Below are 12,094 nucleotides of genomic sequence, written 5' to 3' on the forward strand. Positions count from 1 at the left end.
CCCCCTACTCGGCCTCCAACGGGATGCGCGCCACCACCCGCGTCCCGTGCGGTCGCGCGGGTTCCACTGTGCACGATCCACCCAGCTCCGCGCAGCGTTCCCGCATCGAGTCGAGCCCGACACCGGGCTTCGCGTCCGCCGCGACCCCGCGGCCGTCGTCGACGACCTCCACGACGAGGTCGCCGTACTGCCGCACGGTGATCACGCACGTCGACGCGCCGGAGTGGCGCGCGGTGTTGGTGAGCGCCTCGGCGACGATCCGGTAGGCCGCGACCTCCACGGCGGCGGACAGCCCGTCGACCTCCCCGACCTCCACCCGGACGTCCAGGGCGCCGCTGAAGCGCGCGGCCTCGTCGCGCACCGCTAGGGCCAGCCCCTGGTCGAGGATCGGCGGCCGCAGCCCGTCCACCAGCCTGCGCACCTCGACGGCGGTCGTGTCGACGTCACCGAGCACCGGGTCCAGGACGTCGCCCAGGGACCGCCGCAACGCCCTGAGCTGCAACCGGATCCCGACCAACGCCGGTCCGACGCCGTCGTGCAGGTCGCGCCGCAGCCGCAGCCGTTCCTCCTCGCGCGCCCGCACCAGCCGTTCGCGGGCGATCTGGAGGTCGGCGGTCAGCTTGATCGACTGCGCGGCCGGCGCGGTGGAGCGGGCGAGGTCCACGAGCAGGCTCAGCTCGCGGTCGCTCAGCCGCTCGTCCGGCGCGCGCGGCTCGACCACGAGATCGCCGACCTGCGTACCTCGATACGTCATGGGGAACCGGAGCTGCGGCCACCCGCGGCTGCGCCCGTGCTCGGCCAGCACCGACCCGCCCCGGATCGCCACGTACGGCAGCTTCAACGACTCGGCGACGGTCTGCGCCACCGTCGGCAGCACGTCCTGCGACCGTTCCAGCTTCTCGCTCAACGTCGACAGGGCCGCGTACGGGTCGGCCCGCTCCCCGAACAGCCACCGGTCGAGCTTGCGCTGCACCCAGCTTCGGATCGGCGCGAACACCAGCCCCGCCGCCACGACCCCGATGACCTCGGCGTCCCGTTCGAACAACTGGCCGACCCCGATCATCACGCCGAGGTAGACCAGCAGCAACACGACGGTCAACGAGCCGTAGAGCAACGACCGGTGGATCAGCAGGCTGATGTCGTACAACCCGTACCGCACGATGGCGATGACCGCGGCGGCCGGGAACGCCAGCACACCGATGAGCCACGCGACGTGCCCGTCCGTCGTCTCCACCGCGGTCGCGACGACGGCCAGCGCCAGCAGCGCGAGCGCCCACACGAGCAGCCGGCGCTCGTCGCCCTCGGCCCGTCGCCAGCGCAGGAACAACGACACCACGGCCGCGACCACGGAGGCCCCTGCCGCCAGCACGGCGACCAGCGTGAGCGTCTTGGCGAGCCCGCCGCCGCTGCTCTGCCAGAACCCGGCCGGATCACCCCACGACGCCCACGCGATCCCGATCGTGCCGGCCACCGCGCTGAACAACGCCGCGCCGATGGCGGTCCACCACCGCTTGCTCAGCGGCCTGCCGTTGGGGAAGACCAGGGCCACCGCGGGCAGCAACGCGTACGTGGGCCACCAGACCCACGCCTCGACCCAGCGGGCGGGGTGGTCCTCCTGCTGGCCGGCCGCCGCGACGGCGACACCGCCGAACACGCCCATGACCAGCAGCAACCAGCCGACGGCCGACCTGCGGACGTGGCCGATCACCCGCACCCCGAGCAGGGTGCAGGCGACGGCGACCAGCCAGTTCCGCGGATGCGAGACGACGCCGGTGGCCGCTGTGTGCACGACGGCGAAGAGCACACACGCGGCCACCAGCGCGCCGACGACCCGGGCGAGGACGACCTCGCTCCGGGTCAGTCGTTGAGCCAGTGCCACAGGTTGTGGAAGGGCGAGCCGGCGTCGAGGGTCTGGAGGCCTCCCGGCCAGCCCTGGAAGGTCATGAGCCGATGGCGTAGCTGCTCGACGGTCATCGGCTTGGCGGCCTTGTGGGCGTGGTCGAAATCGACGTCCCCAGGAGGCGCGTTCATGGCGCGCACCTGAAGCTCCGCGTACCAGGCGAGGAGCTCTTCGTCGGACATGTGCGAAAAGTACGGCGGTACCACTTTCTGCCCGGACTTCGACATGTCTGGAAGGAGTCACGGGCACTCGTCTGGATACACGAGTGCCCGCGAACGTTCGCCGTCAGCTCACGGCAGGACCTGGATCTTGCGGCCCTTACCCGCCTTGAACTGGTCCAACGCTCCCGCGTAGTCGTCGAGCGGCACCCTGTCGCTGATGAAGATCTCGGGGTCGAGCACACCGGTCGCGAAGAGGTCCGCCGCCCGTTCGAACGAGTGCAGCACCGCCATCGAGCCGGTGATGGTGATCTCCTGGTTGTAGATCTTGTACGGCTCGATGGTGACCCGCGCGGAGTAGTCCGAGACGCCGAACTGGAGGAACGTGCCGCCCTTGGCGACCCGGCCGAGGCCGTCCTGGATGGCCTTCTCGTTGCCGGTGGCGTCGATGACGACGTCCCAGCCCTGCGGCCGGTCCAGCTCGTCCGGCGTCGCCGCGACGGCCGTGACGCCGAGCCGGCGCGCGGTCTCCAGGCGTTCCGGGTTGAGGTCCACGACCTCGATCGACGACGCGCCGGTCAGCTTGCCGAGCTGGAGCATCATCAGGCCCATCGTGCCCGAGCCGTAGATCAGCACCCGCGAGGCCATCTGCGAGCGCAGCACGTCGTAGCCGCGCACCGCGCACGACAGCGGCTCGATGAGCGCCGCGTCCTCGATCCGCACGTGGTCGGGCAGCTTCACGCAGTTGGCCACGGGCGCCACCGCGAACTCCGCCGCGCCACCGGAGGTCGTGACGCCGATGGCCGCCCAGCGCTCGCAGAGGTTGCTCTTCCCGGCACGGCACATCCGGCACTCGTGGCAGTACAGCGACGGGTCGACGGCCACCCGGTCGCCGACCTTCAGCTCGTCGACCTGGGAACCGATCTCCACGATCGTGCCGGCGAACTCGTGACCCGGCACGACCGGCAGCGTCGGAGCGAACTCGCCCTGCAGGATGTGCAGGTCCGTTCCGCAGATCCCGCAGGCCGCCACGTCGACGACCACCTGGCGCGGACCGCACTTGGGATCGTCCACAGTGGTCACTTCGACGGAACCGACGCCGGTGATCACTGCTGCTTTCACTTGACTGCTCCCAACGAGAGGCCCTGGACGAGCTTGTCCTGGGCGGCGAACCCGGCGATCAGCACCGGCAGTGAGACCACGACCGCCGCGGCGCAGACCTTGGCCAGGAAGAGGCCCTGCGACGTGACGAACCCGGTCAGGTACACGGGCGCGGTGCCGGCGACGACACCGGTGAGCACCCGTGCGAAGAGCAACTCGTTCCAGCTGAAGATGAAGCAGATCAACGCCGTCGCCGCGATGCCGGGCATCGCGATGGGTGCCACGACCCTGCGCAGGATCGTGAGCAGCCCCGCTCCGTCGATGGACGCCGCCTCGAGGATCTCCTTGGGGACCTCGGAGAGGAACGACCGCATCAGCCACACCGCGATCGGCAGGTTCATCGAGCAGTACAGCAGCGTGAGGAACGAGATGTTGTCGAGCATCCCGGAGAACTGCGCGATCAGGTAGATCGGCAGCAGCGCCGCGACGACCGGCATCATCTTGGTGGACAGGAAGAAGAACAGGACGTCCGTCCACTTCTCCACCGGCTTGATCGACAACGCGTACGCGGCCGGGATCGCCAGCAGCAGCACGATGATCGTCGACCCGATCGAGGCGCTGAACGAGTTGATCAGCGGCGGCCACGCGCCCGCGTCGAAGAACTCCTCGTAGCCGTCGAGCGTGAGCGGCGCCAGCAGGGACGGCGGGTTCGTGGCCGCGTCCGACTCGCTGTGCAGCGAGGTCAGGAACATCCAGGCCACCGGCGCGAAGAACACGATGCCCGCGAACCAGGCGAGCACACCCCAAATCCTGGTCATCGCTTCTCCTCCTTGAACAGCGAGGACACGGTGCGCAACGCGAACGTGGCGATGACCATCGAGCCCGCCACCACGATCACGCCGGCCGCGGACGCCTCGCCGTACTCGTGGGCCTGGTAGAAGGTCTGGTAGATCATGTACGGCAGGTTCGCCGTGCCCAGGCCACCGGACGTGATCGTGAAGACCGCGTCGAAGTTCTGCACGACGTAGATCGAGCCGAGCAGCCCGCCGAGCTCCAGGTACTGCCGCAGGTGGGGGAACGTCAGGTAGCGGAAGACCTGGAACGACGAGGCGCCGTCGATCGTGGCCGCCTCGACCGGCTCGACCGGCTTGCTCTGCAACCCGGCCAGCAGGATCAGCATCATGAACGGCGTCCACTGCCACACCAGCGACGCCACCACGGCGGTCATCGGCATGGAGCTGATCCAGTCCGGCTGCGCCTCGAAGCCCAGCCAGTTCAGGATGCCGTTGAACAGGCCGTACTCCGGGTTGTAGAGCACGTGCTTCCAGATCAGCGCCGCGGCCACGGGCACCACCAGGAACGGCGCGATCAGCAACGTCCTGACGAGCCCGCGACCCGCGAACTTCTTGTCGAGCAGCAACGCGAGGCCCAGCCCGAGGACGAGGCTGATGATCACGACCGACGCGGTGAGCACGATCGTGTTCACGACCGAGGAGCGCAGGTCGGGGTCGGTGAACACGTTGACGTAGTTGTCGAACCCGGCGAACCCGCGGTTGGTGGGGTCGAGCGAGTTCCACTTCATGAACGAGATGACCAGCGTCGCCACGAAGGGAAGCTGCGTCACGACGATCAGGAAGATGAGCGCGGGCAGCAGCGGTGCCCGCCTGGCCCACTTCGGGTACTTCGTGCGGGGGACGGGCGGCGGCCGGTCCACGACCGACCGCTCCCGCGTCAGGACCGCCATGTCACTGCCCCTTGTACTTCGCGGCGACCTTCTCCGCGAGCTGCTGCGAGCTGTTCAGCGCGTCGTCCACGGAGGTGGCTCCGGCGATCGCCGAGCTGATCTGCTGCGACACCTGCGTGCCCAGGTCGGTGAACTCCGGGATGCCGACGAACTGGATGCCGGGCGCCGGGCGCTCCTGCACACCGGGGTTCAACGGCTTCGCGCTCTTGATCGCGGCCTCGGCCTGGGCGGAGAACGTGCCGGAGGACTGCTTGTACTCGGCGCGCTGGTAGGTCGACGCGCGCTTGCCGTCGGGCAGCTTCGACCAGCCGAGGTTCTTGCCGACGAGCTCCTCGTAGCCCTTGCCGGACGCCCAGGAGATGAACTTCCAGGCCGCTTCCTGCTTCTTCGACGCCTTCTGGATGCCGAACGCCCAGGTGTAGAGCCAGCCGGAGCTGTCGGTCTTCACGACCGGAGCCTGGGTGAAGCCGAGCTTGCCCTTGACCGGGGAGTCGGCGGCCTCCAGCAGACCGGCGGCGACCGTGGCGTCGTACCACATCGCGACCTTGCCCTGCGTCATGTTGTTCAGGCACTCGGCGAACCCGGCCTGCGGGGCGCCCGCCTCACCGTGGTTGCGGACGAGGTCGACGTAGAACTTGGTGGCCTCCTTGAACTCCGGCGCGTTGACCTGCGCCTGCCAGTCCTTGGTGAACCAGGTGCCGCCGAAGGTGTTCACGACCGTGGTGAGCGGGGCCATGACCTGACCCCAGCCCGGCTGGCCGCGCAGGCAGATGCCGCGCACCTCCGGGGTGGAGACCTTCTGCGCCGCCTCGGCGACCTGCTGCCAGGTCGGCTTCTCCGGCAGCGTGACGCCCTTGGCCTCGAAGATGTCCTTGCGGTACATGAGGAACGACGACTCGCCGTAGAACGGCTGCGCGTAGACCTTGCCGTCGGCGGCGGTCAGCGACTGCTTGATCGGCTCCAGGATGTCGGCCTGGTCGAACCCGCTGTCCTTGGCGACGAAGTCGTCCATCGGCGCGAGCCAGCCGTTCTTGGCGTACATCGGCGTCTCGTAGTTGGAGATCGTCGCCACGTCGTACTGCCCGGCCTGGCTGGAGAAGTCCTGGCTGATCTTGTCGCGGACGTCGTTCTCCGGCAGCACGGTGAAGTTCACCTTGACGCCCGTGTCCTTGGTGAAGTTGTCCGCGGTGAGCTTCTGCAGGTCCTGCATCTGCGGGTTGTTCACCATCAGCACGTTGATCGAGTCGGAGCCGCTGCCCCCGCCTCCTCCCGCGCCCGCGCAGGCGGACGCGAGCAGCAGCACAGCGGTGGCGGCCCCGAATGTGCGAAGGGGTGTGCGGATAGACAACATCGTCTTTCCTCTCGGGGGATGGTGACCGGGCACGCTGAACACAGCCCGGATTCTCGGGGGTCGGGCTCCAGGTGTCCGGCCGGACGGTGCTCAGGCGCGGATGACCTTGGGGCCGAGCAGGGAGTAGCGGTGGGCCTCGTGAGCGGACAGACCGGAGTCGGTCACGACCGCCTCCAGGTCGGCCACCTCGGCGAACCGGTGGAAGCTGGACACTCCGAACTTCGTGTGCGTCCCGACGAAGATCTTGCGCCGGGACGCGCTGAGCGCCTTGGCCTTCACCGCGCCGACCGCGGGATCGGGGGTGGTGAGGCCGTGCTCGCGGGAGATGCCGTTGGCGCCGATGTAGGCCAGGTCGATGACCATCTCGGCCAGCATCCTGGTGGTCCAGTGGTCCACAGTGGCCAGCGTGTGCCCGCGCACCCGGCCGCCCAGCAGCAGGACGGTGCACGACGGGTGCTCGGACATCGCCGCCGCGGTCGGCAGCGACGCGGTGATGATCGTGAGCGGGTTGGTGGTCGGCAACGACTCCGCGATGAGCTGCGGCGTGTAGCCCTCGTCGATGAACACGGTCTCGGCGTCGTCGAGCCGCTCGGCGGCCGCCTTCGCGATGCGCCGCTTCTCCGGCACGTGCGATCCCGCGCGGAACCGCAGCCCCGTCTCGAAGCCGGCGCTCTCGACCGGGATCGCGCCGCCGTGCGTGCGGCGTACCAGGCCGTGCTCGTCGAGCACGCGGAGGTCGCGCCTGACCGTTTCGGGCGCGACGCGCAGCTCCTGCGCCATCTCCACCACGTCGACGCGGCCGTCGGCGCGGGCCCTGGCCAGGATGCGGCGCTTGCGCTCTTCGGCTCGCATGTCACCTGCCCACTCGGCTCTCGGGTTGCCCGTTCGGGCTGTGCATAGATGAAACACCCTCGAAACACTGTGGTGGGCACCACAACTGAGTGAACTATCGCCCGGTTTTCGCCCGCTTCACCCTGCGTGATTGTTCATTTACGCAGGTCGGCCACAACGGGCACGCCCGAATCACCCCCAGAACCTGCCCGGATTGCCTCCAGAGCGCTGCGGAATTCGGGGGAACCGGGCGGACCGGGACGAAGCCGAACATGCGCAGCCGTCCCCGTCCGGCACGGTGCCCGCGAGCTGACGCAGGCACCTGGCGCACCGCGCGGGCGCGGATCGCGGAGAGGGTGGGGCTCGGGGGGTGGCTGCCGCCGCGGCCACCCCCCCCGGCCCGTCAGAAGAGCCAGGCCGCGGCGTCGGGCGGTAGCTGGCCGCCGGTCAGCGGGATGCTCGTCAGCGCCGGCGCGGCGGGCAGGTCGATGGGCCGGTCCGACAGGTTGACGACGCACGTGTGGCTGTTCCTGCGGAACGCCAGCACGTCCTCACCGAGGTCGAGCCACTCCAGGGCGCCGTCGATCTCCCGGCGCCGTGCGAACACCTGCCGGTAGAGGCTCAGCATGGAGTCCGGGTCGTCCGCCTGGGCCTCGACGGAGAACCGGTGCCAGTTCTCCGGCTGCGGCAACCAGCTCGGTCCGTCCTGCGAGGACCAGGGGAGCGGCACGCGGCAGCCGTCCCGGCCGCGGTCGGTGAAGCCCGAGCGGTGCCACACCGGGTCCTCGCGCAGCTCGTCCGGCAGGTCCTCGACCTCCCACAGGCCCAGCTCCTCGCCCTGGTAGACGTACACACCGCCGGGCAGCGCGGCGGTGAGCATGATCGCCGCGCGGGCCCTGCGCGTGCCCAGCTCGAAGTCGGTCGGGGCGCCGTGCTGCCGGTCCGCGAACGAGAAGCCGGTCTTCTCCCGGCCGTACCGGGTCACGTGCCGGGTGACGTCGTGGTTGGACAGCACCCAGGTGGGCGGTGCGCCGACGGGTTCGTGCGCCGCCAGGGTGCTGTCGACGACGCCGCGCAGCTCACCGGCGTTCCAGGGGCAGCAGAGGAAGTCGAAGTTGAACGCGCTGTGCATCTCGTCCGGCCGCAGGTAGCGGGCGAACCGGACCGGGTCCGGCAGCCACATCTCGCCGACGAGGATCCGTTCGCCGTCGTAGGAGTCGACGATCTTGCGCCACTTCCGGTAGATCTCGTGGACGCCGTCCTGGTCGGAGTAGGGCAGGTCGGCGTCGGGCTTGCCGAAGTCCTTGACCAGGCCGTCGGCCACGTCGATGCGGAACCCGTCGACACCGCGGTCCAGCCAGAACCGCAGGATGTCCTCGAACTCCTGCTCGACGACCGGGTTCTCCCAGTTGAAGTCCGGCTGCTCGGCGGCGTAGAGGTGCAGGTACCAGCGGCCGTCGGGGAGCCTGCTCCACGCGGGGCCGCCGAAGCGGGACTTCCAGTCGTTGGGGAGGTCCTCGGTGTCGCGGACGTGGAAGCGGTCCCACAGGCCGTTCCTGAACCACGGGTGCTGGTCGCTGCAGTGGTTCGGGACGAGGTCGATGATGATCCGGATGCCCAGGCCGTGCGCGTCGGCGATGAGCTCCTCGGCGTCGGCGAGCGTGCCGAACACCGGCTCGATGTCGCGGTAGTCCGCCACGTCGTAGCCGCCGTCGGCGAGCGGGCTCGGGTACCACGGGTTCAGCCAGATCGCGTCGAAGCCGAGGCTCGCGATGTGCGGGAGCTTGGTGCGGAGGCCGGCCAGGTCACCGACGCCGTCGCCGTTGCCGTCCGCGAAGCTGCGCAGGTAGACCTGGTAGATGGATGCGTTGCGCCACCAACTCATCTGGTGTCCTTTCAGCCTTTTACGCCGCCCGCGGTGAGCCCCGCGAGGATGTGCCGCTGGAACGCGAGGAACAGCGCGACCATCGGCAGGCTCGCCAGCACGAGACCGGCGAGCAGGAGGTTGATCGGGGTGTCCGGGGCGAAGCGCTGCAGCGCCACGCTGAGCGTCTGCTTCACCGGGTCGGGGAACACGAGCAGCGGCCAGATGAAGTCCTTCCAGGCCGCGACGACCGCGAAGATCGAGACGACGGCGAGGATGGGCCGGGAGATCGGCAGGACGATGCGGACGAGCGTCGTCCACGTGTTCGCGCCGTCGATCCTGGCCGCCTCCAGCAGCTCCTCGGGGATCTGGTCGAAGAACCGCTTGAGCAGGTAGACGTTCAGGGCGTTCGCCGCCGCCGGGAGCCAGATGCCCGCCGGGTTGTTGAGCAGGTCCAGGTCGGTGAGCGTGAGGTACACCGGCACCAGGATCGCCGTCGAGGGCAGCATCAGCGTGGCGAGCATCAGGCCGAGGACCAGGTTGCCGCCCCACGGCCTGAGCTTGCTGAGCGCGTACGCGGCGGGCACGATCACGGCCATCTGCACGGCCCACGCGCCGATCGCGACGACGAACGTGTTGACGAAGAACCGGCCGAGGTCCATGTAGTTCCAGGCGTCGACGTACGCGCCCGGCTCCCACGTCCGCGGCAGGATCGTCGGCGGCTGCTGCGCGAGCTCCGCCGGTGGCTTGAAGGCGCCGAGCAGCACCCAGACCAGCGGGAGCAGGAACACCGCGGTGAACAGGACCAGCGTGGCCGTGAGGACGGCCCAGTAGGCGGGACCGGTTCCCCTGGTGAGGGTCCTCACGAGTCCGCCCTCCTGGTGATCACGAGGTAGAGGGAGGAGAAGACGCTCAGCACCGCGAAGAGGATCAGGCTCAGCGCGCTGGCGGTGCCGAAGTCGTTGTAGTAGAAGGCGTAGCGGTAGAGCAGGAGCAGCACGGTGACCGTGGACTCCTCCGGCCCCCCGCCGGTCATGACGAACGGCTCGGTGAAGATCTGCATGGTCGCGACGACCTGCAGGAGCAGCAGCATCATGATCACGAACTTGGTCTGCGGGATGGTGACGTGCCGGACCTTCCGGACGAGTCCCGCGCCGTCCAGGTCGGCGGCCTCGTACAGCTCACCGGGGATGGTCTGCAGCGCCGCCAGGTAGATCAGCGTGGCCGCGCCCATGTTGGCCCACGTGATGACCAGGACGAGGCTGATCATGCTGGTGCCGCTGGAGTCGAGCCACTGCGACGTCGGCAGCCCGAGCCCGCGCAGGACCGAGTTGAACAGGCCGGGCCCCGGGTCGTAGAACCACCTCCACAGCAGGGCCGTGACGACCGGCGGCAGCATCACCGGCAGGTAGACCAGCAGCCGGAAGTAGCCCTTGGCGTGCCGCAGCTCGTTGAGCACCACGGCGGTGAGGAAGGGGACGCCGAAACCGATGACCAGCGCGAGGACCGTGAAGTAGAAGGTGTTGCGCCACGCCACCGCGAACAACGGGTCCGCGAAGAGCCGCTCGAAGTTCTCCCAGCCCACCCAGTCGGGGCTCGTGACGAAGTTGACCTGCTGGAAGCTCAGGACCACCCCGCGCACGACGGGGTACCAGGAGAACACCGCGAAGACGACCAGCGCGGCGCTCAGGAAGCCGTACGCGGTGACGTGGCGCCGCACTCACTTCACCTGCGCCAGGACGGCGTTGACCTTCGTCTCCGCATCTTTCAGCAGAGCGGCGTGGTCCGCGGCGGCGTTGGTCAGCGTCGCCTGCACGACGCTGTCGAGGATGGCGTAGACCTGCTGCGCCTGCGGAGGTTCGAGCGACCCCTTGGTCCGGTCGGAACCGTCCACGTAGGCCTGGAAGTTCTTCACCGGCATGGTGGCGTACTCGCCCTTGAGCTCTTCCTGCTTCTTGCGCGGCTCACCGGTCCACACGTCGGCGATCGGCGGGATCGGCAGGCCGACGGGCTGGCCGCGGTCCTTGTAGACCCGCAGGTTGTGCTCGAGGCGGTCCGGGTTCAGGTACTTCCACTGGATCCACTTCAGACCGGCCTTGATCTTCTCCGGCGAGGCCTTCGGGTTGACCATGTAGCCCTCGCCGCCGAGCAGGGTGCCCTTCTGCCCGGGGATCGCGGCCAGGCCGTAGTCGTCGTACTTGCCCTTGAACTGGTTGACGATCGCGGCGACGTTGTCCGGCGCGGCGAGGTACATGCCGAGCTGGCCCGCGCCCATCATGTTCTGCACGTCGCCGATCTCCAGGAGCTGCTTCTCGCCCATGGAGCCGTCGTCCCAGCGCATCTCCTTGAGCCTGCGCAGGACTTCCTCGCCCTTGTCGTTGTTGAAGTCGGCCTTGTAGGTGTCGCCGTCCTTGCGCGCGACGTCACCGCCGACGGACTTCATCCACGTGGTGAAGTGCCAGCCGCCCTGGTTGCTCTTGCTGTACTCGGCGAACCCGGTGACACCGGCGTTCTTGAGCTTCTTGGCCGCCGCTCTGACCTCGTCCCACGTCTTCGGCGGTGCGTCGGGGTCCAGGCCGGCCTTGGTGAAGTTGGTGCGGCTGTAGAGCAGGCCCATCGTGTAGTTGGCGGTGGGCAGGCCGTAGACCTTGCCGTCGGCCGTGAAGACGTCCTTGAGCTCCTGCTTGATGTCGCCGTAGTGCGGGACGTCCTTGACGTAGGAGGTGAGGTCGGCCGCCTGCCTGCGCGCGATGAGCGCCGCGGGATCGGTGAAGTAGACGTAGAAGACGTCCTCGAGCTGCCCGCCGGCGAGCTTGGCGGAGAACGTCTTCGGGTCCATGAACCCCTCGTGCGGCACGAGGTCGATGTCCTGGTTCAGCTTCTCGAACTCCGCGACGTCCTCGTCGAAGACCTTGCGGTCGAACGCCTGGGTCTGCGGTGGCTGGCCGTTGATGTTGACGACGACCTTGCCACCCGCCTCTCCGTCCGTGGCACCGCTCCCACAGCCGGCGACCAGGACACAGCCCAAAAGCACGGCAGCGGACTTCTTCATGGTGGGGCCGCCCTTCTCGCGAGCGCGTCGATGTGACGGCGACCATAAGTCTCCGTTACATCCGAACGCAATATCCAGACTGAAACTCGCAAG

Annotated in this window: 11 protein-coding genes; all 11 read right to left on the reverse strand. The window is 68.8% G+C overall.

Going from position 1 to position 12,094, the window contains the following annotated elements:
• Positions 1-4: 4 nt before the first annotated feature.
• A complete protein-coding gene (locus tag BMW88_RS43695) occupies positions 5-1,879 on the reverse strand; it encodes a sensor histidine kinase (RefSeq protein ID WP_089958898.1) in 1,875 nt (624 codons plus the stop codon).
• Positions 1,858-2,082 carry a hypothetical protein gene (locus tag BMW88_RS33685; protein WP_143116393.1) on the reverse strand — a complete coding sequence of 75 codons (225 nt, stop codon included), beginning with the start codon at positions 2,080-2,082 and terminating at the stop codon, positions 1,858-1,860. Before BMW88_RS33685 ends, BMW88_RS43695 begins: the two co-directional genes overlap by 22 nt.
• Before the next feature lie 108 nt (positions 2,083-2,190).
• Positions 2,191-3,180: a zinc-dependent alcohol dehydrogenase family protein gene (locus tag BMW88_RS33690; RefSeq protein WP_089958902.1), complete on the reverse strand. Its 990-nt coding sequence runs from the start codon at positions 3,178-3,180 to the stop codon at positions 2,191-2,193.
• The gene (locus tag BMW88_RS33695; protein ID WP_089958905.1) at positions 3,177-3,977 is read right to left on the reverse strand and encodes a carbohydrate ABC transporter permease; all 801 of its coding nucleotides are present in this window, start codon (positions 3,975-3,977) and stop codon (positions 3,177-3,179) included. Before BMW88_RS33695 ends, BMW88_RS33690 begins: the two co-directional genes overlap by 4 nt.
• Entirely contained in the window at positions 3,974-4,903 is a 930-nt protein-coding gene (locus BMW88_RS33700; protein ID WP_089958906.1) for a carbohydrate ABC transporter permease, read from the reverse strand. Before BMW88_RS33700 ends, BMW88_RS33695 begins: the two co-directional genes overlap by 4 nt.
• Position 4,904: 1 nt before the next feature.
• On the reverse strand, positions 4,905-6,254 hold the full coding sequence (locus BMW88_RS33705) for an ABC transporter substrate-binding protein (protein ID WP_089958909.1): 1,350 nt from the start codon (positions 6,252-6,254) through the stop codon (positions 4,905-4,907).
• A 90-nt stretch (positions 6,255-6,344) separates the two neighbouring features.
• Positions 6,345-7,106, reverse strand: coding sequence for a DeoR/GlpR family DNA-binding transcription regulator (locus BMW88_RS33710; RefSeq protein WP_089958911.1), 762 nt, complete (start codon positions 7,104-7,106; stop codon positions 6,345-6,347).
• Positions 7,107-7,488: 382 nt separating this feature from the next.
• Positions 7,489-8,970, reverse strand: coding sequence for a glycoside hydrolase family 13 protein (locus BMW88_RS33715; protein WP_089958913.1), 1,482 nt, complete (start codon positions 8,968-8,970; stop codon positions 7,489-7,491).
• Between the two features lie 11 nt (positions 8,971-8,981).
• Positions 8,982-9,815: a carbohydrate ABC transporter permease gene (locus BMW88_RS33720; protein ID WP_089958916.1), complete on the reverse strand. Its 834-nt coding sequence runs from the start codon at positions 9,813-9,815 to the stop codon at positions 8,982-8,984.
• Positions 9,812-10,669 (reverse strand): carbohydrate ABC transporter permease, encoded by an 858-nt coding sequence (locus BMW88_RS42395; RefSeq protein ID WP_177221545.1) that lies wholly within the window; start codon positions 10,667-10,669, stop codon positions 9,812-9,814. Before BMW88_RS42395 ends, BMW88_RS33720 begins: the two co-directional genes overlap by 4 nt.
• The gene (locus tag BMW88_RS42400) at positions 10,670-12,001 is read right to left on the reverse strand and encodes an ABC transporter substrate-binding protein (RefSeq protein WP_177221546.1); all 1,332 of its coding nucleotides are present in this window, start codon (positions 11,999-12,001) and stop codon (positions 10,670-10,672) included.
• Positions 12,002-12,094: the final 93 nt, after the last annotated feature.

This window comes from Lentzea xinjiangensis (assembly GCF_900110955.1).
Classification (GTDB): domain Bacteria; phylum Actinomycetota; class Actinomycetes; order Mycobacteriales; family Pseudonocardiaceae; genus Lentzea; species Lentzea xinjiangensis.